Annotated in this window: 22 protein-coding genes and 1 riboswitch; of the genes, 4 read left to right on the forward strand and 18 right to left on the reverse strand. The window is 54.4% G+C overall.

Annotated features, from left to right (window positions below):
• Nucleotides 1-139 precede the first annotated feature (139 nt).
• From DP091_RS24505 to tenA, 7 genes are all read right to left on the reverse strand, one after another.
• A complete protein-coding gene (locus tag DP091_RS24505) occupies nt 140-1,306 on the reverse strand; it encodes a dicarboxylate/amino acid:cation symporter (RefSeq protein WP_113060796.1) in 1,167 nt (388 codons plus the stop codon).
• A gap of 424 nt (nt 1,307-1,730) precedes the next feature.
• On the reverse strand, nt 1,731-3,749 hold the full coding sequence (locus DP091_RS24510; protein WP_113060710.1) for a fructose-specific PTS transporter subunit EIIC: 2,019 nt from the start codon (nt 3,747-3,749) through the stop codon (nt 1,731-1,733).
• A 247-nt stretch (nt 3,750-3,996) separates the two neighbouring features.
• Nucleotides 3,997-5,949: a BglG family transcription antiterminator gene (locus tag DP091_RS24515; RefSeq protein ID WP_113060711.1), complete on the reverse strand. Its 1,953-nt coding sequence runs from the start codon at nt 5,947-5,949 to the stop codon at nt 3,997-3,999.
• Between the two features lie 252 nt (nt 5,950-6,201).
• Entirely contained in the window at nt 6,202-6,876 is a 675-nt protein-coding gene (gene thiE / locus DP091_RS24520; RefSeq protein ID WP_113060712.1) for a thiamine phosphate synthase, read from the reverse strand.
• Nucleotides 6,873-7,889, reverse strand: coding sequence for a bifunctional hydroxymethylpyrimidine kinase/phosphomethylpyrimidine kinase (gene thiD, locus DP091_RS24525; RefSeq protein WP_113060713.1), 1,017 nt, complete (start codon nt 7,887-7,889; stop codon nt 6,873-6,875). Before thiD ends, thiE begins: the two co-directional genes overlap by 4 nt.
• Nucleotides 7,886-8,728 carry a hydroxyethylthiazole kinase gene (gene thiM / locus DP091_RS24530; RefSeq protein WP_113060714.1) on the reverse strand — a complete coding sequence of 281 codons (843 nt, stop codon included), beginning with the start codon at nt 8,726-8,728 and terminating at the stop codon, nt 7,886-7,888. The genes thiD and thiM overlap by 4 nt, the downstream gene beginning before the upstream one ends.
• A 52-nt stretch (nt 8,729-8,780) precedes the next feature.
• The gene (tenA, locus tag DP091_RS24535; protein ID WP_113060715.1) at nt 8,781-9,467 is read right to left on the reverse strand and encodes a thiaminase II; all 687 of its coding nucleotides are present in this window, start codon (nt 9,465-9,467) and stop codon (nt 8,781-8,783) included.
• Nucleotides 9,468-9,607: 140 nt separating this feature from the next.
• Nucleotides 9,608-9,711, reverse strand: a riboswitch (TPP riboswitch).
• A gap of 262 nt (nt 9,712-9,973) precedes the next feature.
• Between tenA and DP091_RS24540 the strand changes: the two genes are divergently transcribed.
• Nucleotides 9,974-10,474 carry a VOC family protein gene (locus tag DP091_RS24540; protein WP_113060716.1) on the forward strand — a complete coding sequence of 167 codons (501 nt, stop codon included), beginning with the start codon at nt 9,974-9,976 and terminating at the stop codon, nt 10,472-10,474.
• A gap of 838 nt (nt 10,475-11,312) precedes the next feature.
• Here DP091_RS24540 and DP091_RS24545 read toward each other — a convergent pair.
• On the reverse strand, nt 11,313-12,338 hold the full coding sequence (locus tag DP091_RS24545; RefSeq protein WP_113060717.1) for an ABC transporter substrate-binding protein: 1,026 nt from the start codon (nt 12,336-12,338) through the stop codon (nt 11,313-11,315).
• Nucleotides 12,339-12,535: 197 nt separating this feature from the next.
• Between DP091_RS24545 and DP091_RS24550 the strand changes: the two genes are divergently transcribed.
• From DP091_RS24550 to DP091_RS24560, 3 genes are read left to right on the forward strand one after another with little or no spacing between them, the layout of a single operon-like run.
• On the forward strand, nt 12,536-13,519 hold the full coding sequence (locus tag DP091_RS24550) for a FecCD family ABC transporter permease (RefSeq protein ID WP_113060718.1): 984 nt from the start codon (nt 12,536-12,538) through the stop codon (nt 13,517-13,519).
• Entirely contained in the window at nt 13,516-14,562 is a 1,047-nt protein-coding gene (locus DP091_RS24555) for a FecCD family ABC transporter permease (protein ID WP_113060719.1), read from the forward strand. Before DP091_RS24550 ends, DP091_RS24555 begins: the two co-directional genes overlap by 4 nt.
• 20 nt (nt 14,563-14,582) lie before the next feature.
• Nucleotides 14,583-15,446, forward strand: coding sequence for an ABC transporter ATP-binding protein (locus DP091_RS24560; protein WP_113060720.1), 864 nt, complete (start codon nt 14,583-14,585; stop codon nt 15,444-15,446).
• Between the two features lie 335 nt (nt 15,447-15,781).
• Here the strand turns inward: DP091_RS24560 and DP091_RS24565 are convergent, their stop codons facing one another.
• The 10 genes from DP091_RS24565 to DP091_RS24610 all read right to left on the reverse strand — a co-directional run bounded on the left by DP091_RS24565 (nt 15,782) and on the right by DP091_RS24610 (nt 26,783).
• Entirely contained in the window at nt 15,782-15,964 is a 183-nt protein-coding gene (locus DP091_RS24565; RefSeq protein ID WP_113060721.1) for a hypothetical protein, read from the reverse strand.
• A gap of 83 nt (nt 15,965-16,047) precedes the next feature.
• Nucleotides 16,048-17,547: a DHA2 family efflux MFS transporter permease subunit gene (locus DP091_RS24570; RefSeq protein ID WP_113060722.1), complete on the reverse strand. Its 1,500-nt coding sequence runs from the start codon at nt 17,545-17,547 to the stop codon at nt 16,048-16,050.
• 40 nt (nt 17,548-17,587) lie between these two features.
• Nucleotides 17,588-19,828: an ABC transporter ATP-binding protein gene (locus DP091_RS32035; RefSeq protein ID WP_258394676.1), complete on the reverse strand. Its 2,241-nt coding sequence runs from the start codon at nt 19,826-19,828 to the stop codon at nt 17,588-17,590.
• 10 nt (nt 19,829-19,838) lie between these two features.
• Nucleotides 19,839-20,735, reverse strand: a complete 897-nt coding sequence (locus DP091_RS24585; protein ID WP_113060723.1) for an ABC transporter permease — start codon at nt 20,733-20,735, stop codon at nt 19,839-19,841.
• 19 nt (nt 20,736-20,754) lie between these two features.
• Nucleotides 20,755-21,681 (reverse strand): ABC transporter permease, encoded by a 927-nt coding sequence (locus DP091_RS24590; RefSeq protein WP_113060724.1) that lies wholly within the window; start codon nt 21,679-21,681, stop codon nt 20,755-20,757.
• Between the two features lie 22 nt (nt 21,682-21,703).
• Nucleotides 21,704-23,356, reverse strand: a complete 1,653-nt coding sequence (locus DP091_RS24595; RefSeq protein ID WP_113060725.1) for an ABC transporter substrate-binding protein — start codon at nt 23,354-23,356, stop codon at nt 21,704-21,706.
• A gap of 316 nt (nt 23,357-23,672) precedes the next feature.
• Nucleotides 23,673-24,242, reverse strand: coding sequence for an NADPH-dependent FMN reductase (gene ssuE / locus DP091_RS24600; protein ID WP_113060726.1), 570 nt, complete (start codon nt 24,240-24,242; stop codon nt 23,673-23,675).
• Between the two features lie 10 nt (nt 24,243-24,252).
• Nucleotides 24,253-24,852: a M20/M25/M40 family metallo-hydrolase gene (locus DP091_RS32040; protein ID WP_258394677.1), complete on the reverse strand. Its 600-nt coding sequence runs from the start codon at nt 24,850-24,852 to the stop codon at nt 24,253-24,255.
• Nucleotides 24,747-25,445, reverse strand: a complete 699-nt coding sequence (locus DP091_RS32045) for a M20 metallopeptidase family protein (protein WP_258394678.1) — start codon at nt 25,443-25,445, stop codon at nt 24,747-24,749. Before DP091_RS32045 ends, DP091_RS32040 begins: the two co-directional genes overlap by 106 nt.
• Complete coding sequence (locus DP091_RS24610; RefSeq protein ID WP_113060727.1) at nt 25,446-26,783, reverse strand: LLM class flavin-dependent oxidoreductase; 1,338 nt, start codon at nt 26,781-26,783, stop codon at nt 25,446-25,448.
• Nucleotides 26,784-26,803 lie beyond the last annotated feature (20 nt).

Consider the following 26,803-nt stretch of genomic DNA (forward strand, 5'->3'; position numbering starts at 1 on the left):
ATTTTAGTACGATCGTACAAAAATAATCAATAAGAAGCCAGCCCATCTCTTGGGTAATGGGCTGGCTTCTCCTGAACTCATATAGGGTGCTGGATTCTGATCATTCGCGATGCAAAGTAGTAATCTGTGCTCACGTTATTCACGCAGGCTCAGATTTGCTCACGCGGTCCGTAATCACGGCGATAGCTCCATCTCCGGTTACATTACAAGCCGTTCCGAAGCTGTCTTGCGCAATATAGAGGGCGATCATGAGCGACGTTAGCGTCGTATCGAAGCCCAGCATGGACTCCAACAAGCCGAGTGCCGCCATGACGGCGCCTCCGGGAACTCCGGGAGCAGCAACCATCGTAATGCCCAGCATCAGAATGAAAGGGAACATCATGCCAAGGGATGTCGGCATCCCTGTCAGCAGCATGACGGCCATCGAGCAGCTTACCAGCGTAATCGTGCTGCCGGATAGATGTATAGTTGCGCATAGAGGGATGACAAAATCAGCGACCTTCCCACTGACTCCGTTCAGCTTGGTTTGGCGCAGCGTAACCGGGATGGCAGCGGCAGAAGACTGCGTACCTATCGCCGTAAAATAAGCGGGCAGCATATTCTTCAGCATGGCAAACGGATTCTTATGCGCGACTTGACCAGCAACCAAGTATTGTATGATCAGGAACAGCACATGCAGGACAATGATCATAATGAATACTTTGGCGAATACCGACAGGATCATGGTCACTTGCCCGCCATAGGTTAAGTTAGCAAACACGCAGAGGATATGATACGGCAGCAGCGGAATGATGATCGAGGCAATCAGCTTCTCAACAATCTCGCGGAAATCAACCATGACCTTCTGCAAGGCTCGCCCCTTGATTACAGCCGCTCCGAGCCCCAGCGTAAAGGCAAGGAGCAGGGCAGTCATCACCCCGAATACAGGCGGCATGTCAACTTTAAAAAAGGGTTCCAGCAGCGCCTCTTCCGGATTGGTGTAGGAATTAACCAGACCGCCAATCTCCAATATATACGGATACAATAGCGTCGCTGCCAAGAACGCCAGCAGTCCCGCGATTATGGTGGAGAGATAAGCTAGGCCCGTGGTTACGCCCAGCAGGCGACCGGCTCCTCTTCCCAGCTCCCCGATCCCGGGAGCAATGAATCCGATGATAATTAAAGGTATGGCAAACCCAAGAAAGTTTCCAAATAACCCGCTAAAGGTAGCTAATCCGGCAACCAGCCATTCCGGTGAGAACGATCCGATCGCAATGCCGAGCAAAATGGCTATAAGAATTTTCGGAAGTAAGCCAAGTTTTTTCATGTTCATGCTGTTATCACCCACAGATGTTATTTTCGTTTATTGTCCACTCTACACGGACAAAAATCCATTCGACACGGAATGAACAAACTTTATCATATTCTGGATATCATTGTCATTATGCAAAATATGACAGCAAAGCATGCCCATAATAGAAAAGATGACAAATATACAGATATGAGTACCAAATGCATGGAAACGCGAAATGCCTACTCCGGTTCAAGCATGCGCAAAATTGAAGCCAGCCCCGCTCATTTCTGTGCGGGGCTGGCTTCATTGGAATGGCTTCATAAAACCCTAATATGATGAGATAACGGCAGGATTATCTCCAATAGATCAGCCACTATCCTTCTGCGACAAGCCAAGCTCCTTGGCTACTTTTGCCCACCCAACCAATGGCTAGGTGAAGTCACTTTAGCGTCTTGAATTAATGCACCTGATTGAGCAATTGATAGGCCTCTTCCTTGGTTTTAACCGCCAAGAGCGCTTCTCTGAAATCATCGTCCATCAGCTTGCGGGACAACATTTGCAGCACTTTTAAATGCGCATTCTGTTTGCTATTACGCGGCACCGCAATCATAAAGATCAGTTTGGCTTCGCTGCCGTCAAGACTCTTCCAGTCCACACCATCCTGCTGGATACCAAAAACCACGCTTGGTTTCAGGACAGCATCCGATTTACCGTGAGGAATCGCAATATTCATGCCGATGCCTGTGGAGCTTTCTTGTTCCCGGGCTAATATGGCCTGTTTAAAATCTCCGTCAGCTCTTACCGCCCCATTTCGCTCCAATGTGCCGATCATTTCGTCGATAACCGCATCCTGTGTCGTTCCGACCAGATTCAGGTTAATGAGATCCGGTGTAACAATATCCGTCAATTTCTCAACGCGGATAGCAGAAACTTCCGTTGCTGTGCCGTTATTCATTACGGTTGGAGTCGCTTCGGCTGAGTCCGCAGCCAAGGGTGCAGGTGCATCCACATTTACTACGGACGCCTCACCTGCTTCGGCAGGATCCTCTATCGCCTCTGCTCCTACAACTGCCGAAGTCACAGCCGAAACGTCTTTCTTGAGCAGGCTCACCATGATAACCGATACGGCTGCGCCGACAATAACAGCGAGGAAGAACATCAACACATGATCAACGGCACCGAGCACGGCTACAATCGGACCGCCATGGGCTACGCTGTCACCGACACTGCCAAACATGGCAATCACCGAACCCGTCATGGAACCGACCATGATACTCGGAATGACGCGTAGAGGATCTTGCGCCGCGAATGGAATCGCTCCTTCGGTAATACCGAACAGTCCCATCGTAAATGTTGCCTTTCCGGCTTCACGTTCCGAAGGTGTAAACTTTCTTTTGTTTATCATTGCTGCCAGTCCCATTGCAATCGGAGGAACACAGATGGCAACGGCAATCTGGCCCATAATCTCATAATTTCCTTCACCGATCATGGCCGAACCGAACAGGAACGCTACCTTATTCACGGGACCCCCCATGTCAAAAGAAATCATCGCGCCCAGAATAAGCGCGAGCAGAATCGAACTTGTGCCCTGCATTCCTGCTAGCCAGACGGTTAACGCTTCAAACAGATCCGCAACCGGAGCACCAATCACAAAGACGAAGATTAACCCTACAACTAGTGAAGCCAGTACCGGGATAACGATAATGGGCATAATCGGCTGCAACGACCGAGGAACCTTGATCCTTTTAATAGCAAGTGCAACATAACCCGCCAGGAAACCGGCAATAATCCCCCCGATGAATCCAGCTCCCGCTTCACTTCCATAAAAGCTGCCGTTGGCAGCAATGAACCCGCCGACCATACCTGGTGCAAGACCCGGCCTGTCCGCAATACTCATGGCGATAAAACCGGCAAGGATCGGAACCATGAAGGTAAACGCAGCCGCGCCGATACTCTCAATCGTTTTCCAGATCGAACCTTCCGGTATAACCAGCCCACCCGGCGTTTTCACGCCGCCCATCGTAAGTGCGATGGCGATGAGCAGACCACCGATCACGATAAACGGCACCATGTAGGATACGCCGTTCATCAAGTGACGGTAGATCGGATTTTGTTTAGGTTTGTTCTCTCCTGTTATATCTTCAGCTGACTTGGACTGTGCCTGATAGATAGGCACATCCCCTTTCATCATCCGTTGGATCAGCTCTTCTGGACGACGGATACCATCCTGCACGCCAACGACAAGCAGTTTTTTACCGACAAACCGGTCCTTCACCACCGTCTTATCCGCGGCGATAATAATACCATCGGCTTCACGGATATCCTGCTCCGTGAATTGATTCTCCACGCCAATCGAGCCTTGGGTCTCAACCTTCAACTCAACGCCCAGCTTCGCACCTGCCTTCTGCAGATTCTCAGCGGCCATATACGTATGTGCAATTCCGTTAGGACATGAAGTAATCGCTAATATTTTCATGATCGTCATTCTCCTTTGCTGTCATGTTCCCGCTTACATTTATAGTGTACACGCTGAAAACGCTGTTATCGGATGAACTTTTTACCGGAACTTCCGGAAAAACAGGTTTATTTCGCAATAAAATATCCCCGCAAAGCGGAGCCTATGCTACGATGCTTATTCCAAATACGTTGTAAGGACCCCAAAAAAATGTGAAAAGCAGGACGTATACCGTCCTGCTTCATCATCACAGTTTCTAATACTAATATTACCCTTTCAACGTACTCAGCAATCGCATCACGTCCGTCTCCTTGGTCAACGCACTGACCAAAGCCGGCTGCTCACTGATCAGCGACAATTCTCTGAACAGCTGCCGCATCTCTTTCCGCTCATCATGCTTAACCGCAAGCAAGAACACAAGCTCTACCTTCTCGGTTCCCCAGGGAATCGGCTGCTTCAAAGTAACAACAACGATGCAGGACTGTTTAACCCGCTCCGAGCTGCCATGAGGGATGGCAATGCCACCCCCAATCGTCGTAGCAGACATATGCTCACGATCCAGCACACTTTCCGTATACCCTGCCTCGACATACCCTTTGTCCTCCAGCATTTGCGCAAACTTGGCGATTAACTGTTCTGGACGCTTTACCTCCTGCTGAGGAAAAACGAGAAAAGGAGTTGTATATTTCAAAAAGACCGATTCCTCAGCCGTCCTGCTGTCCGGCTCATCGAGCCGCCGGATCGCTTGCTCCAGCTTCCGCTCGTCACTGGCCTCAAGCAAAGGTGAAACGAGGATATGTGGTGATTTTAGCTCGGGCAGATCAACGGTCGTAATGACAAGATCCACCTCATGAGCAGCCAGATAATCCTGCACTTCCGCTCTCGACATCGTTGCCTCCACATGCACGGACGGGAATCTCCGTTCCACCTTCGCGAGAAGCAATTGGGACATCCCAACGCCCATATGACACACAATAATGACCTTCTGCGGGTGGCTTTCATTCTGGTGAAGCCGTTCCACAGACGCCTGAAAGTGCAGCGTCAAATAGGCGGCTTCCTCTTCGGGAAAGTGCAGATGGAGCGCTCCCCCTACCTCTTCCAGTGCCATGATGACCCGATCGAACATATAGGGATACATCTTTTTGATCTCAGCCAGCATCGGATTGGACACGGCCAGCCCATAATGAAGACGGTTCATGGTCGTGTACAAATGCACTTTCAACCCGTTCAATAACACCTGGTCCTTGGAAAAAGGGATCATATTCAGCTCCGACATCCGCCGAATCAGTTGTTCAACCAATTGGGGCAGCAGGGGGTGGCTGTCTGCCAGATCGCTCCGCCCAGCGCCTCCGTCCTCCTGCGTGTATCGGAACTTCCCGCCAAGCAGGTGCAGGGTTAGATAAGCGGTTTCTTCCTTGGAAAAAGGCACAGCGAACAGCTTTTGGAGCTGCCTCAAAAAGTCTGTCGCCCATGCAAATTCCGCTTTGTTCTCCAAAAAGGCCATGTCCTGCTCGGAGAGCGAAATCGGCTGTCCCAGCTTGGTCCGTTTGACCATGAGCAGAATATGCAGCATCAAGCTCTCAAAGGTTTCGTCGGTGAAGCGGAGCTGATGCTGCTTTTGCAACGCCTTCAACTCATTGTATACGGTTGCAATCTCATGCGGTTCATACTGATTACGCATCATCTGTCCGGTCAACTCCGGACGGTTGATCAGTTGGTTCAACCGCGCCAGCGCCATCCGTTTGTTCTTCTCCGTGCCCTCAATCATGAAACCTACACGCTGTTTCGTCATTAAGGTCAGATCAAAGCTGCGCAGCCAGCCCTCAATCTTTTCCATATCCCGACGGATAATCGCCTTGTTCACGTAAAACGGCGAAGCCAGGTTCTGCAAGGTTACGGGCTTCGCGTTCATCAAGAGCCGATAGGCCAGGTGCAGCACTCTTTCCTCATCGGATTCATCCTCGGCGGTACGCTCGTTGGAGTACAGGCGGTGGAATAAATCAGCCTGATCCGCTTCTCCGATCTCCAGATAGACGCCAAGTCCCGGCCTTTTCACCAGATGGCCACTGGAGTGCTGAACTATATATTCTTCAATCACCTTCAGATCGTTTCGGATCGTCTTCTCCGAGCACTCGGTCTGATCCGCCAGATCCTGAACGAGCCACAGCCGGTTCGGTTCCGTTAACAAATTACGAAAAATCTCTTTTTGCCTATTATTCATTCCGATCTCCTATTCAACTTATTTGGAGAGCTCACTCATCGTGGAGCAGGTACATTGTCCTACGTATATCATATCCGGGTCGCTATGGCAATCTGATCTGGTATGTTACACGAGAATGGACCCAAAGAATGGCATGTTAGCGGAAAAGCTGAACATATACAGTAATTTAAAAATCCGACGCAAACAAAACAAGAGTGCCGAAGAAATTCGACACTCTTGTTCATGATCCTTATCATGATCCTCTTACATTTTTTAAAAAATTCGTTCGGTTGCACAGCGTATCTTTCCTATACAAGCCTCCACAGCCTCTCGCGCCGACTCCGCTCCCGTCACAGCGGATATCACCGCGACGCCATCCGCGCCCGCTCCAATCACTTCCTCCACGCGCTCCACGGTAATCCCGCCAATCCCAACGATCGGCAGATGGATGCCGGCTTCGCGCAGCTCGCGGAGAATCGATGGGCCTTGCACTGCCTTGGCATCCTCCTTCGAGCGGGTCGGATAGATCGGCCCGATGCCTAGATAATCGGCACCGTGGAGAATGGCGCGCCTGGCTTCCTCAACAGTATGGGCCGAGACGCCCAGAATCCGATTGCCGATCCGCTCACGTACCGAAATCGCAGATTCATCGTCCTGGCCGATGTGCACGCCGTCGGCGTTCAGCTTCAGTGCCAGCTCCACATCATCATTGACGATGAAGGGGACGCCCGCTTGGCGACACTGATCCTGGATCCGGCGAGCCAGCCGGATCATCGGCTCGCCAACAAGTGCGCCCTGTCCCTTCTCGCGGAACTGGACCATGGTCGTGCCGCCGGCCAATGCATCCTGCACGACCCGGCTTGGCTCGAGGATGCAATTCACGCTGCCAAGTACGAGGTACATCCGCAGATGCTGCCTCATCATCTCGGGTGTCACTCTGCCCGTCATCGCAGCACCTCCTGACGGCGGCGACGATACGCCCAATGATTCGTTGGGCCGTGTCCCTGCCCCAGGTTTAAGCCGTCCTCAATGGCCGCCTGGATGAATAAGCGCCCGCTCTGAATCGCATCGAATGCGCTCAAACCTTTGGCCAGGCCTGCAGTAATAGCGGCAGAGTAAGTACAGCCGGTACCATGCGTATGAACGGTACGAATTCGTTGGCCATATAATTCTGTAAAGGAGATACCATCGTATATGAGGTCCATGACCGGAGTACTGCCGGGATTACCGAATCTGTCATCATTCTTGATCAGGGGGGAGCGTTCCTCACTAAACTCCCCGTTATGGCTGGCAGTTCTCGTTTGACCGTACGTCCTTTCTGACGGATGCAACTCTTCCTGCTGCGTATCCGCCACGATAGCAGGTCCTCTGTCTCTTTCGTGATCCGCATCTTCACCGCTGCCAAGCAAACCCTCGTCATGCCCGCCTTTGATCACAACAATCCTGGGACCCAGACCATGAATGCGTCTCGCTGCTTCTTTCCGATCTTCGATCGTGCGGATACGTATCCCCGCCAATACTTCGGCCTCCGGTATATTGGGGGTGGCAATCAACGCCAGCGGCAGCAAATCCTCTCTTAAAGCCTGCACCGCTTCGCTTTGCAGCAGCTCCGCACCGCCCTTGGCGATCATCACGGGATCCACAACGACCTTCTCCCAGCCGAATGCCCGAATCCGGTCAGCAGCCAGGCGAATGATCTCGGCATTGAACAGCATGCCCGTCTTCAATGCATCGACTCCGAGGTCCGAGCCTACCGCTTCCATCTGCTCCGCTACTGCTTCGGGGGGCAGGGGATATACGCCGTGAACCCCCAATGTATTCTGCACCGTGATCGCCGTAATCGCAGACATGCCATATACGCCGAGCTCCTGGAAGGTTTTCAGATCGGCCTGAATGCCGGCACCGCCGCCGCTGTCAGACCCCGCAATCGTCAGTGCCCGAGGAACGTGAGACTTGCTCATCGTGCGCCACCTGCAGCGGATGCTTCTGCTTTCCGGACAGCGGCATAGCCCTCCAGCGAGCCAGGATGAAGTTCTGCCAGTTCATTCAGGAAAGCGATCTGGAAGCTTCCCGGTCCCTGGTCCGCCGTTCGCTCCGCAGCTCTCGCCGCCGCGGCCCCGTAGAAGGCCAGACCCGCCGTTCCGGCAAGCAGCAGGTTTGCTTCTACCGCTGCAAAGGCACCCAGCACCGAGGTCAGCAGGCACCCTGCGCCGGTTACCTTCGTGAGGAGAGCATCCCCGCCGGTAATGAGGCGTACCTCGTTTCCATCGGTAATCACGTCCTCTTCACCGGTAATCGCCACGATCGTGCCTAATTCGCATGCAGCCCGCACGGCCAGCCCGGCATGATCGCCACCTGCGCTATTGCCAGCGTCTACACCTTTGATCTCGCGGGCCTCCCCGACAAGGTGAGCGACTTCAGCCGCATTCCCGCGCACGAGCGATACCTTCACCTCACCTAGGATCCGCAGCGCCGACTCCGTCCGAAAACGGGTTGCTCCCGCGCCGACCGGGTCCAGCAGCACAGGCACGCCGTGTGCGTTCGCCGATTGTCCGGCTATAATCATCGCATCCACCAGCTCGCGGTTCAGCGTGCCGATGTTTAATACGAGCGCGCCCGCGATGGCGGCCATATCCGCCACTTCCTCCGGCGCGTAAGCCATGACCGGCGACGCGCCCAGCGCGTACAAGCCGTTCGCCGTAAAATTCGTAACCACCACGTTCGTCATGTTGTGAACGAGGGGGCTCGTCTGCCGTACCTGTGTTAAAAGCGCCGAAACTTCTTTTTCCCATGTATGCATATGAATCAGCCTCTCTTATCTATATTGGAATTTATGAGCTTGTTACGTCTCTTTACAGCACAGCGGCCTGCAGGGGCACCGGCCATTCCTCCTGCTTATAAGCCATATCCCAAAACATATACTCCAGCTGGCAGCTCAGCATGAAATACTCCTTCATCCGTTCCCGCTCGGCTGCCGTCGCACGCTCCGCCCATTCATCGACACGGCTGCAGAACTTGGCTGTCGCGTCTTCGCCCCGGTTGCCGTAGAAATAAATCCAGTCGTAGAACGGATGGGATTCATCCGGCTTCACTTCATCCAGGAGCTTGCGGCCAATCTCCAGGTAGGTCCACGGGCAAGGCAGCAGTACGGCCATAATCTCGCCCAGACTGCCCTCATGCGCCACCGTCAGCATATGACGGATATAATGATGCGCGGACGGAGCCAGCGGATAGCCTTGAAGCTCATCGTAGGTCACCCCGGCGGCTGCGCAAAAATTCTGGTGCGGATGCACCTCGCTATGCAGGATGAATGAAATCTGTTCGTTAAAAGCCGCGATTTCTTCTCGGCTGGTCGATTTGGATATGGCAATTCCGTAAATCCGCATGTAAGCGTTCAAATACTCAAAATCCTGCTTCACATAGTGGATCAGCTGTTCCCGCGCCAGTTTCCCCTCGGCAATGCCTTTTACAAAGGGATGATCGAAGATTGCTTGAAAAATGCCTCCCGCCTGCTGACGGAGCTCTTGCGAAAAACTCATTTTTGTCCCCACCTCCAACATATTGAAGAGCAGGAAGTCCATAAGACACGACTTTCCAGGCAACGCTAAAAAGCCGCCCCGAAAACTGGAGCGGCTTCGTCAACAAGTCCGAGTGCGCCAAAAAACGCACCAAGACCTCATATTCGAAGGCTCCACTTTCCTACGCTAGTACGAACTAGATCAGGTTCAAAGGGTCCAAGATACGCTCTTGTCTCAGCCGCTAACGGCTCCCCTAGTGGACTTCCTATTCTTTTGTCTAATACTGTACATAGGTTTGCAGATACTGTCAAACGTTAACGGTTCGTGGACGGAACTCCACTTCGGAAATCTTCCCGAGACCGGTTGATCATGATGTTGTACCGTGGCAGAGGTCTTTCGCGAATAAAAAACGCCGGCTACCCGGCACTTGTTTCAGAAACACTGACGCTCGGTTGTCATGTATTCCCCAACATAATGAGTACATAAGAGCAAACAAACTAAAATGAAGCATAAAAAGGAGCGTATTTATGACGAACCCATCAAAAGCGGTTAAACCCATTCCGGATGGCTACACCTCCGTAACACCATGGATTATCTCAAGAAACTCCGCGGCGCTAATCGAATTCCTGGAGAAGGCTTTTCAAGCCGAAGAGTTAGCCCGCGTCTATGTTGGCAATGGTGTCATCGGCCATGCCGAGGTGCGAATCGGGGATGCCGTCGTCATGATGTTTGACGCGAAACCGGAATGGCCGGATAGCCCGGCGTACCTCCGTCTATATGTTGAGGATTGCGACGCCGTCCACCAGCAAGCGCTTGCCGCAGGAGCCGTCTCGGTGACGGAGCCAACGAGTTTGTTCTTCGGCGACCGGGTGGGACGGGTACGGGACCCGTTCGGCAACTTATGGTGGATTCAGACGCGATTGGAGGACCTAACGCCCGAGGAGATGGAACGACGCGCCCAGGACCCGGATTACATGAAGGCAATGACCTATGTTGCCGGTGCGGAAATCGTGGTGAAGATTTCGTAACAAGGTGAAGTGAGATCGAGCGTCATTTCAGGGAGAACATCATGGGTGGTTCGATTCCAAGGGGTATGCATGAATGGCTGGGATTATAATCGGTGTAGGGGCCGGGGGGAACCCAGAGTAGCTATGGTTTAGAGGTAGAAACCGGGGAGCACAGAGTATATAGTTGAGGCTACTGCTGGGCTTGGTGCGACTGCTGGGATTGGGGCTACTACTGGTCCTCGTGCTACTGCTGGCTTGGTGCGACTGCTGGTATTGATGCTACTGCTGGTATTGGTGCTACTGGTATTGGTGCTACTGCTGGTATTGGTGCGACTGCTGGTATTGATGCTACTGAATCTTGGAGCTACTGCTGGCTTGGTGCGACTGCTCAGAGGGCATAGCGGACTGAGGATACGTTATTTAGCTGAAAAGGCGTAATTTTCGAGAGTTAACGGACACCAGATACGTTATTCATAGAATATGGGCGTAAAAAGGCAGTTTATTGCGGTGATAAGCGATCCTGTGTCCGTTAGTTTTAAGAATCGAAGGTAAATCAGGCAAATAAGGGAACTAGTGTCCGTTAACGGATCAGGGGAGCGGTATAAAATACGGAGCTGGCATAGCTGTGCCGGTGAGTGGTGTGCACGCAGCTACATAAGCGGTGAGGCGGTGGTGCTGCACACGCAGCGATACTGCTTATGCGCCATGCTGGACACGCTGCGATACAAAAAAGGAGGCATCCCTTAAGATCTAAGATCTTTTGGAATGCCTCCTTTATGCTTTTTCCTAGCATCATCCGCTATACGATAATACTAGCCTGCTGCATTCGTCTGCATTCGTCTGCATTCGTCTGCATTCATTACTGAATGCCGTAGAATTCTTGAAGCTGGTCAATCATCAGATTCGCTGCCAGGATGCCGCCTGCTGTATTCCAGATGGCATCGTCCACTTTGTGGGCCTGGCCGTTCTTGACGACATTCAGGTTATTCCACAGTGGATCGTTGATCCATTCCTGCTCGGTTTGGTTGGCGCCGCCATCCCCGGTTTCATAAGTGAAGTAGAACAGTCTGTCGGCTTCTACCTCAGGTAAACGCTCCTTCGTGATCTCGTCAACGAAATCGTCCTTGGCGTTCTTGGTCATATCGTTGCGGGCGATGCCGATTTTATCGAAAATAACGCCCGAGAACGTATTGGTGTGGTATACACGCGTCTTGCCAGCCATGAAACGGACCACGGAGACGGTCTCGTCCAGCTTGCTTCCGGCCTTCTCTTTGAAATCCTGAATCCGCTTGTCGTATGCAGCCAATAGCTCTTCGCCTTCGGATACCTTGTTCAGCGCTTTGGCATACAGCTCAAAATTGTTCTGCCACTCGCCGCGAAGATCCTCGGCAAAAACGGTCGGCGCGATCGCCTTCAATTGCTCGTATACTTTCTCCTGACGCATCTTGTTGCCGATAATCAGGTCCGGCTGCAGGCCGGCGATCAGCTCGATGTTCGGCTGGCTCTCTTCCCCGACAACGGTAACGCCTTCCATCTGGTCTTTAATATGCGGATACCAAGGGTCGCCTGTCCAGGATCTAACGGCACCTACAGGCTTCACGCCCAATGCGAGAAGCGCCTCGGTTCCTTCGTTCGTAAGGACGACAACCTTTTGAGGCGTTCCCTTGATCGTTTCCGTCCCCATGGCATGCGTAACTTCATACGATTCGCCGCCGGCTGCAGCGCCGCTGTTGCCCTCTGCGGTATTCGTTGTCTCGCCGCCCGCATTGTTTGCATTTTCTTTTGCCGGGCTTGCTCCGCACCCGGCAAGAATCACGATCATGATCAGAGCCAGCAAGCTAAACTTGAGGCCTCTCGTTGGTTTATGTTTCACTTTTTTTCCCATTCCTATCTAAATCCCCCTTATGTCATATCCCTCTACTTGAAAATCATTATCAATCACTGATTCAAAACTATAAAGGGTTTCATGAAAAATATCAAGATATTTATGAGAATGATTATCAAGCTCATTGACAGATGGGGTCCCTTCACCTAAAATTCATATGAACTTAATTATTCATGGACTTAAGAAAGTGAGCATATATGCGCGTATTCGGACTATTCATATCGCTATTGGCGCTGGCTGCTGCCGTCATGGGCAGCATCGCATTTGGAGTAACGAACATACCTCTTCATCAGGTATGGGAATCGTTCACTCACTTCAACGGGAGCAATGAGCATCTGATCATTCTCATGGCAAGACTGCCCCGCGCGCTCATTGCGCTTGCTGTAGGAGCATCCCTGGCTGTTGCGGGTGCCCTTATGCAAGTCATCACGCGCAATCCGATTGCATCGCCCAGCACGCTGGGCGTCAACTCCGGTGCCGCCTTTTTCATTATAATGTCCGCAGGCTGGCTGGGCGTAAGCGGACTCCAATCCCTTACCTGGGTTGCGCTGATCGGAGCCGCGGTCAGCGGGGGTATCGTATTTTTCCTGGGCAGCATCGGGAGGGACGGCATGACGCCGGTAAAAATCACCCTCGCGGGTGCCTCCATAGCCGCCTTCTTCCACTCCCTGACGCAGGGATTGATGCTCTCCGACGGCAAAATGTTCGACCAGGTGCTGGTATGGCTTGTCGGTTCGGTAGCCGGACGCGATTTGAACCAACTCGCAGCCGTGTGGCCGTACATGACCGTTGGCATGCTGGCTGCACTCCTGCTGGGCCGTCATCTGAACGCCCTCTCCATGGGTGACGATATCGCGCAGAGCCTTGGGCAAAAAACAGCCCTCATTAAGCTGTTAGCGGCAGCGGCCGTTATATTGCTGGCTGGAGGTTCCGTTGCCGCTGCTGGACCCATCGCATTCGTCGGAATCATCATCCCGCATATCGTTCGGTATTTAATAGGAAATGATTATCGCTGGATTCTGCCTTACAGCGCGGTGCTGGGCGCACTTCTGCTGGTGACGGCCGATCTCGGTTCCCGATATATTGCCATGCCGAAGGAAGTCCCGGTTGGCGTGATGACCGCAATCATCGGCGTGCCGTTCTTCGTGTACATAGCCAGGAAAGGAAGACGAGCACAATGAGTAAACACCGCATATTCCGCTCCAGGAACGCGAAAGTATCGTTTATGCTGGAGAGAAGAACACTATGGGTATGCCTGATCCTATTCGTGCTTTGCGTCACCACCATGATTATTAGCACAGGGACGGGAAGCCAGTTTGTTTCGCCGCTTCATGTCATAAAGGCATTGTTCGGCGATGCTCCGCCTATGGAGCAGGTCATCGTCATGCAGCTGAGGCTGCCTCGAATTATTATCGCCGTGCTGATCGGCGCCGCTCTCGCGGTGGCAGGGGCTATTCTGCAGGGCGTCATCCGCAATCCCCTGGCCTCTCCCGATGTCATCGGCATAACGGAGGGAGCATCGCTTGGGGCGGTTCTCTTCATCTTCATATTTACGGGCACCGTATCGATCCACTGGATGCCGCTATTCGCCATCCTTGGTGCCTTTTTCATTACCGGTCTATTGTACGTGCTCGCCTGGAAAAATGGCGTATCGCCGCTGCGGCTCGTCCTAATCGGGATTGGAGTATCGGCTGCCATCAAATCGATCTCCTATATGCTGATCATATCCGGGCCGCTGCAGCTGGCCGACCGCTCCCTAACCTTTATGGCAGGCAGCATTTACGGCATGTCCTGGGATAAGGACGTTATGACCCTGCTGCCTTGGGTAGCCGTACTTCTACCGCTTACGTGGCTGCAAGCCCGCAATGTGAACATTCAAGCCTTAGGAGACGACGTTGCCAGCAGCACAGGCGCCCAGGTTCAGAAGCAGCGGCTGATCCTAATCGGACTCAGCGTCGCCCTGGCCGGAGCAGCCATCTCGATCGGCGGCGCCATCGCCTTCATCGGTCTGATGGCACCGCACATGGCTCGCAGGCTGGTGGGCCCCAACTTCGGAAGCGTACTGCCAGTCAGCGCCCTGATTGGAGCGATTCTACTGCTTGTCGCCGACCTGGTAGCACGGACGGCATTTCTGCCGCGCGACGTGCCGGCAGGCGTATTCACCGCCGCGATCGGCGCGCCGTTCTTCCTCTACTTGCTGTACCGTAACCGCAATCGATTCTAGAACCGAAAGGAGCTGGCGTCATGAATACGCTGGAAGCAAAGGGATTGGGTCTGTCCTACGGGGGAGACTTTATATTCGAAAATCTGGATTTAACCGTGCCTATAGGTAAAATCACCGTGTTTATCGGCAGCAACGGCTGCGGCAAGTCCACTTTGCTGCGCTCCATGGCCAGGCTGCTGAAACCGCAGCGCGGCTCGGTTGTATTGAATGGAGCCGACATCGCAAGTTTGTCCACGAAAGACGTGGCGCGTAAGCTCGCTATTTTGCCTCAAGGACCTACCGCCCCGGAAGGGTTGACGGTGATGCAACTGGTAAAGCAAGGACGCTATCCGTACCAGAGCTGGCTTCGTCAATGGTCACGCGAGGATGAGGAAGCCGTCACGGCGGCGCTGGCATCCACAGGTTTGACTGAACTGGCTGACCGTACGGTTGACTCGTTATCCGGCGGCCAACGCCAGCGGGCTTGGATCGCGATGACGCTGGCCCAAGAGACGCCGCTCATTTTGCTTGATGAACCGACCACCTATCTGGATCTAACGCACCAGATCGAGGTGCTGGATCTGCTGTATGAATTAAATGTTCAAGAGCAACGGACCATTGTCATGGTCCTGCATGATATCAATCTGGCCTGCCGCTATGCCGATCATATCGTCGCCATTCGCGACGGAAGCATCAAGGCCAAGGGCGCACCGGGAGAAATCATTAATTCCGAGCTGATGCAAACCGTGTTCCAACTGCCGTGCGAGATTATTCCGGACCCGTTGTACGGAACCCCGATGTGCGTCCCGCGCGGGAAGGGCATGCGCAGGCCTTTCAAGCAAGAGCTAGCGGAACCCAAACAACCAACAACGCCGACACCCACACCGGAACTGGCGCCGGTATAGTACGAATTGCAATAAAGCCGACTCCTTTTCGCATTCAAGCGCCAGGGGTCGGCCTTTTATTTTCCGAGCTTTCTCGCCGATGGAACTGTCTTCTAAACCGGCTTCGCCAATCAAGATCCTGCGGGCAGCTAGAACGACAGCAAATCATCTGTTAAACGAATCCGGCTAGCCACCCGTCCATTATTTTGGAAACAACAACCGACAACGTGCGTTCTGGGAACATACCGAAAAAAAAGAAAGACCACCCATACCATCAGGGCAGTCTCTGTACTTGGAATTAGTCTTAACCATAGGATTTGTCTGCCATGGTTCACGACTTCTTCGCTAGCGGCACATCATGACCATTTACCTACACGCAAATCTTTTTTCCTTTGGCGATGCGGGAGTACTTTGAACAGCTTGGACTTTTCACGTTTCCGCTGTTCCAGCAGGTTCTTTACCCCTCGCATCAATATCCGGTACCTCATCTCATCCTCGTGGCCGAACTTGCGCATCTCGTCAAAATACTCGTCTGTCATCCTATCACTCCAGCTGTATAAGTCTATAGAACTAGAATATAGGACCGAACTATACAATTTCTAAACAAAGACTGGGTTACATGCTAAGCCGATGAGTCTTGCATAGCTGAGCTCCCGGCAGCCTTCAAGGTTTGCTTTCTTCGCTGGGGGAGAAGAGCCAAGGGGATCGCCAGTGCAACCAGCCCGCTTGCCACCAGGAACACATCATCAATGCTCCTCGTGTAAATGATCCGATGCAACCACTCCTTGGTCTCGCCTAAAGTACCGTTAGACAATCGGCCCTCATGCACGTTCAATCGCGCATAGAACAGTGACGTAAACATGCCAAGCGACATCGAGCTGAACACCTGCCGCAACCAGTTCAGCAGTGCCGACGCATGGCCCGATTCCTGCTCCGTGACCGCTGCCATCGCTGTGCTTGTTGCCGGGGAAATAGCCAGGCCGGAGCCTACGTTGCGGATACACATCCAGATCATGACGGAGACCAGCGTCGTTTCCATATGAAGCCTGCTGAATCGGAAGGTCGTGACGAACAGGATCAGGCTGCCCAGTGTAATCAGGAGAGCTGGTCCCCAAGAGGCATACCACCTCCCTGACAGGAAGGTAGCGATGGTGAGGCACGCCGCAGCCGGAAGGAACAGCAACCCGACCTGGAAAGGAGACAAGCCCTGGATTTCCTCCAGAAACAGCGGGATGAAGTAAACACCGGAATAGAGGGCGAAGGTTAGTATGAGCGAAACCGCCAAGCTAATCGTAAAGCCAGCATTGCGGAACAATCTTAGATTCAGAAGCGGCTCTCGCGTTCGAAGCTCAACCTGGACGAACATAATCAGACATAGACAGCCTATGATCAAGCATCCCCATGTCAGAGGGGATTGCAGCCCCCATGCATGTATATTACCAAAGAGCATCAGCAGGACCAGGCTTCCCACCGTGGCCAGCGCGAGTCCCGCCACATCCAGCTTCTTCCGAACAGCGGTAAATCCGGCCGGAAGCAGCAGCAGGCCGGCAAACCATGCAGCCGCTCCGATCGGTACCGTGACCAGAAAAATCCAACGCCAATCATGCTGCTGAAACCAGCCGCTGAGCGAAGGGCCGATGGCGGTGCCGAGCACCGTCGAGAACGACCATACGCTGACCGCAAGCGGTTGTCTTTCCCGCGGCAGCGTCTGGTAAATCATCGTAAGGGAGATAGGCTGAATCAGCCCGCAGAACAAGCCTTGAACCATGCGAAAACCGATGAGCGCATAGATGTTCCATGACAACGCGCACAGAATGGAACCTGCCGTAATTCCCACAAGGGACAACAAGAACATGGATTTGCCCCCGAAACGGTCCACGAGGTATCCGCTCACCGGCGTGATCATCCCGCAAGCCAGCGAGAACCCGGTAATAATCCACTGTACCGTGCTCAGCTCGGCATCGAATATGCCGATGAAACCCGGGAGAGAAACATTGAGTGATACGACGTGGTACATGCCGGCAAACGATCCGAGAAACAACGTAATCAAAAGCGGCCAGAATGAAAGCTCGGCCTGCCCGCTCCCAGTCCTCGCCCGGAAATGGCCCCTATTGATGGACATGTTTTATTAACCCCCTACGGGTGGACTGCCGCCATCATCCTCACAGCGGATGATGACAGGCTGCATAATGCCCGCTCTCCAGGACCAGCAGCTGCGGCTCTTCTTCGCGGCAGCGTGCGGTTGCGAGCGGGCAGCGGGTATGGAAGCGGCAGCCGGAAGGCGGGTTTGCCGGAGAGGGGATCTCACCCTCTATTCCTCCTGTCTGCCGGAACCCGCCCGAGGTTCTCTGCGGTATCGAGTCGATCAGTGCCCGCGTATACGGATGGGCCGGCCTGAGAAACAGGGATTCGCTCGGGGCGATCTCAACCAGCTTCCCAAGGTACAACACGCCGATCCTATCGGATAGATGGCGAACGACTTGCAGGCCGTGGGCGATGAACAGATAGGTCAGCCCAAGCCTCTGCTGCAAGTCCTGCAGCAAATTCATAATCTGCGCCTGAACCGACACGTCCAGAGCGGACACCGCTTCATCAGCCAGGATAAACCGCGGGTTCAGCGCGATGGCCCGGGCAATGCCGATGCGCTGCCGCTGTCCTCCGGAGAATTCATGGGGATACCGATCCGCCCATGAAGGGTCAAGCCCGACCAGACCGAGCAGCTCGTGGACACGCTTCTGCACGGCCGTTGCGGGCAGATGATGCTGTACCAAGAGCGGTTCTGCAATACTGTCCCCGATCTTCCAGCGAGGATCAAGCGACCCGTAGGGATCCTGGAAGATTGTTTGCATGTGACGCCGTGCCCTGCGCAATGCGGTGCCTCCCAGCTTCGTCAGGTCCTCTCCTTCGAACAGGACCTTGCCCTCCGTTGCCCGCTCCAGCTGCAACAGCAATCGGCCCAGCGTGGATTTCCCGCTCCCGGATTCACCAACCAGCCCAAAGGTTTCTCTTCTGCGAATCGTGAAGCTTACGTCATCCACGGCCCGGATCAACTTCTTCCTGCCGAAGCTTTCCCCTTGCACGGGATAATACTTTCTAAGATTCTCGACGGCAAACAACACGTCCGGGGATTCTACGAACGGATCATGCTTTGGATTCTGATTATCCATGCTATTCTTAATCGTCATCTCATCGATGCCATAGCTTATATCAGCCCATCGTGGTTGCGACGCTTCCCCTGGAACAGCTTTGGACGCTTTGAAAGCAGCCTCGGAAACTGCACTAGAAACTGTACCAGAAACCGCTTCAGAAACAGTCTCAGAAACTGCTTCAGAAACTGCACCGGAATCTGCACCAGAAACTTTACTAGAAACCGCTTCAGAAACTGCACCAGAAGCCGCCTCGGCGGCTTCTCCCAGCCAGTCCTTTCTCTGTACGAGCTCCTCCGAACGCCAGCAGGCCGTTTTCCAGCCCTCATCACCCGCTAAGGAAGGCGTCTCCTGCGTGCAGCGCTCATTAGCGAAAGGGCACCGCGGATGAAAGCGGCAGCCATCCGGCAGCGCAGCCAGATTCGGAATGGACCCTTCAATCGCATGAAGCTTGGATCCCCGAACCGTCTCCAGCGTGGCTACGGAGCGAAGCAACCCCCGAGTATAGGGGTGGCGGGGAAGGGCAAACAGATCAGCCGCCGGTGCCTCTTCGACGATCTCCCCCGCATACATCACCACGATCCGGTCCGCCATATCGGCCGCGATGCCCAAATCATGCGTAATCAACAGGATGGACATGCCGAATTCCTGCTGCAGATCCTTCAGCAGGCGCAGAATCTGCGCTTGTATCGTAACATCCAGTGCGGTTGTCGGTTCGTCCGCGATCAGAAGATCTGGTCCGCAGGACAAGGCCATGGCGATCATCGCCCGCTGCAGCATCCCGCCGGACAGTTCCCCCGGATACTGCTTCAGCCGCAGCTCCGGTTCGGGAATGCCTACCCGTCCAAGCAGCCTGGCGGCACGATCCCTCGCCTCCCGCTTCGATACCCGCTCATGCTGCAGAATGGTTTCCTCAATCTGCTGCCCAATGGTAAAGACGGGATCGAAGGCAGCCATGGGCTCCTGAAAGACCATCGCCATTTTTTTCCCGCGATAACGCCTCAGCTCGGCCTCCGTCAGACTGGCAAGATCCGTCCCGCCAAGCCTGAGGCTTCCGCCCGTGATCCGGCCATGCTCATGATCGATCAGGCGCATGATGGCTTTGGACGTCACCGTCTTGCCGCTCCCGGATTCGCCCACCAGACATACCGTTTCCCCTGCCCCTATCGAAAGCGTCACGTCGCGGATTGCATGAATCGTTCCCCGACGGGTTCTAAAATCAACCGACAGCTGTTGGATATCCAGTAAAGTACTCATCCACGTCCTCCTATCGCTGCGTGATTTTCTTTGGATCGAGATCATCCCTCAGCCGGTCGCCGATGATATTGACGGACAGCACGAATGCCGTAATGGCAAGACCGGGAAAGGTGCACATCCACCACGCAACCGTCAGGTATCCTCTGCCCTGAGAGAGCAGCGTCCCCCAATCCGGTACTTCGCGGAGCACGCCAAGACCAAGAAAGCTCAGCCCCGATCCTGTCAGAATGGAGGTTCCGAAGCCGATGGTTGCCATAACCAGCAGGGGGGACAGGCTGTTCGGCAGCACATGGTTCCAAAAAATACGCAGCGGCGAAGCGCCGATGGACCCGGCCGCCTTCACGAACGTCCGGTTCTTGATGCTCATAATCTGGGCCCTCATCACCCGTGCATAACCGGGTATGGCGGAGACCGCCACCGCCAGCACGACATTGAACAGGCTCGGTCCTAGAGCCCCGGCAATCGCCAATGCGAGCAGGATGCCCGGAATGGTCATCAGAATGTCGTTCAACCGCATTAGAACGGTATCCACCCAGCCTCCTGCATACCCGGACAATGCTCCGATCGTGCCGCCGATTAGCCCTCCTACGAGGACGGAGGCAAAACCGATGAAGAGCGAATCCCGGCTGCCATGAACGACCACGCTGAATATATCCCGGCCAAAATAGTCGGTGCCGAATAGATGGGCCGCGCTCGGTGCCTGCATAATACGATCCGTTAGCATATCGGTCGGGGCATAAGGCGCGATCCACTGCGGCACGATGGCGCATGCGGCGATAAACAGCACAACCAAGCCTGCGGCGTACAAGAACCCATCATTCGCCGAGAATCGGCCGAGCCGGCGCGTAGAAGGAGACGTCAGCCTTCGTTCACGCCAAACCGTTTTGGCGGAGACCGCCTCTCTCATATGAACTCCCTCCTCTTCTTTAAGCCGAACGTCTGACGCGGGGATCGATCCATGTATAGGAAATATCCACGATCAGGTTCACGATGACGTAGATGATGGCGGAAAAAAGAATCACGCCTTGAACGACCGGCAGATCCTTGGCCATGATGGCATCGGCAATAATTCTGCCGATCCCCTGCCGGGAAAAAACCGTCTCGATGACCACCGTGCCCGCCAGCATTTCCCCGACAAGCATCCCGATCATGGTCACGGCTGGAATCAGCGCATTGCGCAGTGCATGACGGTACATCACCGCCCGCTCCGCAAGGCCTTTGGAACGCAAGGTCACGATGAACTGCTCGTTGATCACATCGAGCATGCTGTTACGGACCATGCGCACGATGAAGCCTGCCCCCACCGTTCCCAGCGCCAGTGCCGGCAGCACCAGCGTCATCCAGCCATCCGAGCCCATGGCCGGGAACCAGCCCAGCGTGATAGAGAAAATCAGGAGCAGCAGGATGCCCGACCAGAAGGTGGGCATCGATATGCCGAATAAACCGACGATTCGGGCGATGATGTCAATCGCCTTGTTCCGGTGAATCGCCGACAATACCCCAAGCAGAATGCCGACGATGACCGAGACCAGCGAGCTTGCCGCCGTCAGCGCGAGCGTTGCCGGGAAACTCTCCACGATCTTCGGCAGCACCGGATCGGAATTGATGAGCGACGTGCCGAAATCGCCTTGAAGAATATCGCCGAAATAACGAAGGAACTGAATATGAAAGGGTTGATCGACCCCAAGCTCATGCCGCAGATTCGCGATCACTTCCGGCGTTGCCATGGAGGGATCCACCATGTTATCCGTCGGGTCCCCCGGAAGGACATAAAGAATGGAGAATACGAGGACAAGCGAACCAACGATGACAAGCAAAGAGTTCAACACTCGCCAGGTCAACGTTCTAGCCATACTTCTTCAAGCCCCCTTTCTTCTATTTTTGCAGAGACACATCATTGAATAGCGGGTAGCCCAGCGAATCGAACAGCACGCCTTGAACCGAGTTCGATGCTGCCACCGTGTATGGAAACACATAAATCGGGAGGATGATCGCATGGTCGATGATATATTGCTGGACCTGCTGATACAGCTCCGCACGTTTCGCGTCGTCCTTCTCCACCCGTCCTTGCTCAAGCCATTGATCCACATCCGGATCGTTCAGCCTGGACAGGCTAGCCTGACCTTTCGGATCATAGGAGTGATAGAACGAATAGAGTGCGTTCGGATCCGAGTTCACCTGGCTGTTGCCGTATAAATCATAATCGCCGTTGGTATACACCACCGTTCGGATATCCTTTGTGATCTCGACCTCGACGGCGATGCCGACCTGCTTCAGCTGCTGCTGAATCATCACCGCAATATCGTTGCGCTTCTCCCGGTTCGGGGTGCCGTCCACATAACGAAGCGTAAGCTTCTTGCCGTCCTTAACCCGGATTCCGTCTTCGCCCCTCATCCATCCGAGCTCATCCAGCAGCCGATTAGCCTTTGGGATGTCCGGCTTAATCGACTGCTCGAGTGATGCGTCATAGCCGAACGTTCCCGGCGTTAACGGAGACCAGGCACGCTCATAGGTGCCTAAATACAGCGTCTTGACGATCGTATCCACATCCACCGCAAGCTGTACGGCCTGCCGCGCTTTTAATTCATTCCATGGTTCGCGGTCTTTATTGAAAAAGAGCGTGTAGGGCAACCCGACGGTGTTCGTCTGCAGCAGCTGGAAGTTCGGGTCCTTCTCCAGCGTCAAAATATGTTGGGGCGGCACCGTCTCGGCGGCAAGCACCTGCTTGCTCTGAACGCTTCCGATCCGCGTGGCTTCCTCCGGTACGATTCGGAAATCGATGCCGTCCAAATAAGGGGCTCCCTGATTGGTCACCAGCTCCGGCGCCCACTTGTAATCCGGATTGCGTTCTACCTGAATACCTGCGTTCTCCTCCCATTTCACAAACTTGAACGGCCCGGTGCCGACCGGATGCTGTCCGAGCTGATCGCCGTATTTCTGCGCCGCGGCCGGAGAGACAAGCCCCAGTAAGGCTTGACTCAAATTACCGAGAAAAGCTCGGGATGGCGTGGCCAGATTCAGCTTGACCGTATATTCGTCCAGAACTTCCGAAGACTGGTACGGCTGCAGCAATGCTGCCGCATTGGACGCTTTCGTGGCCGGATCCAGGATCCGGTCGAAATTATATTTCACCGCTTCCGCATTAAACGCGGTACCGTCGTGGAACTTCACGTTCTCCCGAAGCTTGAACGTATAGCTGAGGCCATCCTCCGAGACTTCCCACTCCGTCGCCAGCCATGGCTTGATCGTATGATCAGGCAGCTGAACCACCAAACTGTCGTGAATCGTACGGATGACTCGAACGGATACCGCCAGCCCGCTGCGGTGCGGATCCAGCGTGTCAGGCGATGTCGCAAGGGCAAAGCTGAGTTCTCCTCCCTGTGGGGGTACGCCTTGTGCGGCAAGTGCTCCTGCTGCCGTCGTGCTCCCTGAAGAGGCCTGCTGCCCTCCGCATGCGGACAGCAGCAGCATCAATACCAAAGCAGCAGCGGCAACCGCTTTCCCTCGTTTTTGAGCATGGTTTCTCATATCCAGACTGACTCCCTTCCAATCCGATTTATTAATGGAACGCCATTTATGGTGCTGGGATGCTTTTGGGTCGCTCTTTCACTGGCATTACATACATATTTCCAATGTGTATAGTCGGAATTATGTTGTTGATTACTCTATCACCCAGCATTCTGTTCTACAAGACCATATAGAGAAGTTCTATCCTCACTTCCTGATTCTCTATTTGAGCCCTTAACCCCCGGTAATTATGATAGCGCAAAACCACGATCCACGGATCCGGATCGCGGCTGCTGCTTCTCAACATCGAACACAGTTTGTCTTGGAAACCTAGGTGTCAGACCGCCTGTCCCTGCCGCTCCGCCGGCACAGCCGAATATCGGGCCAGTTCTGATTGCAGCTCGTTTAGCGCGTCATCCAGGCGTTCTCTCAGCTGCTCCGTGAGATCGTAACCGCCGAGTTCGAGGCGGGTAATCCACTGATCTACGGCAAACACCCCGTTGAGAATATGGGTTCCCCCGAGTGCGGATATTACCGGCTTCAGCGCATAATCCACCGCGAGCAAATGCGCGATGGTGCCGCCGATGAACAGCGGGAGCACGACTTTGCCTTGCAAACCTTTTTGAGGAAGAATATCCAAAATCGTTTTCAACGCCCCTGAATAAGAAGCTTTATACACCGGGCTGGCCATGATAACGGCAGCAGCTCCTTCAACCACCGTTATGGCCTGCTTGATGGCCGGACTGTTGAAATCGGCCCGCAGCAAATCCTCAGCCGGTAGATCCGCTGCCGAGATGAATTCGATCTCGTAGCCGGCAATGACCAGGCGATCCTCTACATATTGCGTCAATCCGAACAAACGCGACCCTTGAGTCGGGCTTCCTGCTATAAAGGCGATTTTCGTCATGATTTCCTCCTTATTCGTAAACGTCATGTAGGGCTAGGCGCACCCATATTCGCGTCCCATGCACCAGGACAGCTTCATCCACATCGAATCGGGGCTGGTGAATCGCATGGACGATCAAAGCGCCCGGGACCTGATCCATGTACCAACCAAAATCCTCGCCTGCCAGGCTGGGTGGATGGAGCACATGTACTTGCTCCTCGCCCAGCACTTGCCCTGCAGCTTGCGTCATACGACGCAGCGCGGCTCCGTCGTTGACCACGGCCATCCCTTCACGAAGCTCCAGCTGATAGCTGCCGCCTGCTTGGTCCGCAATGGAGGCGGCCAGGCGCCTTAAGCCCTCCGTAATCGCCCCCACGATGTCCTTCCGAAACGCCCGAAAGGTTCCCGCAAGCTCGCTGTGCGCAGCGATGACATTGATGGCGGTGCCTGCCTGAAGCGTGCCGAATGCCAGCACGGCTGGTTCAGAGGGATCCAACCGGTTGGCCATCAAGCTATTGACCTCCGTTACGTACCGGGCTGCCATTTGGAGGGCATCCGTAGCCAGATGAGGGGAACTGTGATGCCCCGGGATTCCATGGAAATGTACTCTAAAATGGCTTGATGCCGCCATGGCATAACGGGTATGCACGCCAAACGAACCGACAGGCAGCTCCGGCATCCATGGTGGGCATAACATTGATCCGCATGCTCCAGCACGCCGTCTTCAATCATATCGCGCCCGCCCGACAGCAGCCGTCCGTCCAGCGGGCTTGGTAGAGCCCCTTCCTCGGCAGGCTGAAAGACAAAGCGGATCGTGCCGCGGACGCGATGGCGATAATGTGCCAAGGTCCGCGCCGCGCCCAGAAGCATTGCGGTATGGGCATCATGACCGCAAGCATGCATTACCCCTTCATGTTTCGATCGGTAAGACACGTCGTTCTCCTCCCGGATCGGCAGGGCATCCATGTCGGCTCGCAGCAGAAGGGTCGGACCGCTGCCGGCCGTTCCATGAAGCGTGCCGACGACCCCCATCCCGAAATGTCTGCCCACATTCCGCCTGACCTCAATCCCCCACGACTCCAGGAGATCAGTCACAAGCTTCGAAGTGCGGAAGACATCGTACAGGAGCTCGGGATGCTGATGAAGGTCCCTCCGGATCCCGGAGAGCTCTTCATGAAGCTCCCCCGCAAAATCCATCATTTTGCCGTCATGCCCTGCTCCCATTTAAGAACGTGCAGCAACTGCCTTACCTTTGCTGTATCGGTTCTCGGGCACGGGCAATCCTAAATTGCCGCGCAGCGTGTCGCTCTCGTACTCGGTTCTGTAGAGGCCTCTCTCCTGCAGAATCGGCACGACTTGGTCCACAAAATCCTCCAGCCCGTTCGGTACCGCCGCAGTGATCATGAAGCCGTCGGCCGCGCCTGCTTCGAACCAAGCCTGGATCTTGTCTGCCACCTGCTCCGGCGTGCCGATAAACCCGCCGCGCGGTGTGGCCGACTGCAGCGCCACTTGCCGGAGCGTGAGCCCCTTCTCCTTGGCATCCCTTTTGATTTTGTCGGTGCCGCTCCGGAAACTGTTCTTGCCCAGGTCACCCAGCTCAGGGAACGGTTCATCCAGCGGGTACTGGGAGAAATCGTGATGCTCGAAGAAGCGGCCCAGATAATCCAGGGCATTCTCGATGGTCACCAGACCGGCTACCTGCTCATATTTGCGCTCCGCCTCTTCGGCCGTACTGCCGATAATCGGGCTGATGCCGGGAAAGATCAGCACTTCGTCCGGATTCCGGCCGAATCCCGCCGCCCGCGCCTTCACGTCCTGATAAAAGGCTGCCGCATCCTCCACGGATTCATGACCGGTGAATACGGCATCAGCTTCCTTGGAGGCGTAGTTCTTGCCGACCTCGGACGATCCCGCTTGAAAAATAACCGGCTGTCCCTGCTTGGAACGGGCGATGTTCAGCGGCCCCTTCACGGAGAAGAACTCGCCTTCATGATTTAGCGTGTGCATTTTCTCGGGATCGAAAAAGACGCCCGTCTCCTTATTCCGCACAAAAGCATCGTCCTCCCAGGAATCCCATAGGCCCCGGGCCACCTCCAAATACTCCGTTGCGATCCGATATCGCTTATCGTGCTCCGGATGCTCCTTCTTGCCGTAATTCAGGGCCGAGCCCTCCAGCGGAGAGGTGACGATGTTCCAGCCCGCCCGTCCGTCGCTGATCTTGTCGAGCGACGCGAACTGACGGGCAACGGTGAACGGCTCGCTGTACGAGGTGGATAACGTACCGACTAGACCGATGTTTTTGCTGACGGCAGCCAGTGCGCTCAGAATGGTGATCGGCTCAAAGCGATTCAGAAAATGCGGGATTGATTTTTCGTTGATATACAGTCCGTCCGCAATGAAGATCAGATCGAACTTGCCCCCTTCGGCTTTCCGAACCCACTGCTTATACAACTCAAAATTCACGCTTGCGTCAAGCTGCGCATCCGGATGCCGCCACATGGAGGTTCCTCCGCCTACTCCGTGCAGGAGCGCCCCCAATTTCAATTGTCTTTGCTTTGCCATATTCCAGTCCTCCTTATCGT

The organism is Paenibacillus sp. MDMC362, from assembly GCF_003269305.1.
Classification (GTDB): Bacteria; Bacillota; Bacilli; order Paenibacillales; family Paenibacillaceae; genus Paenibacillus_AQ.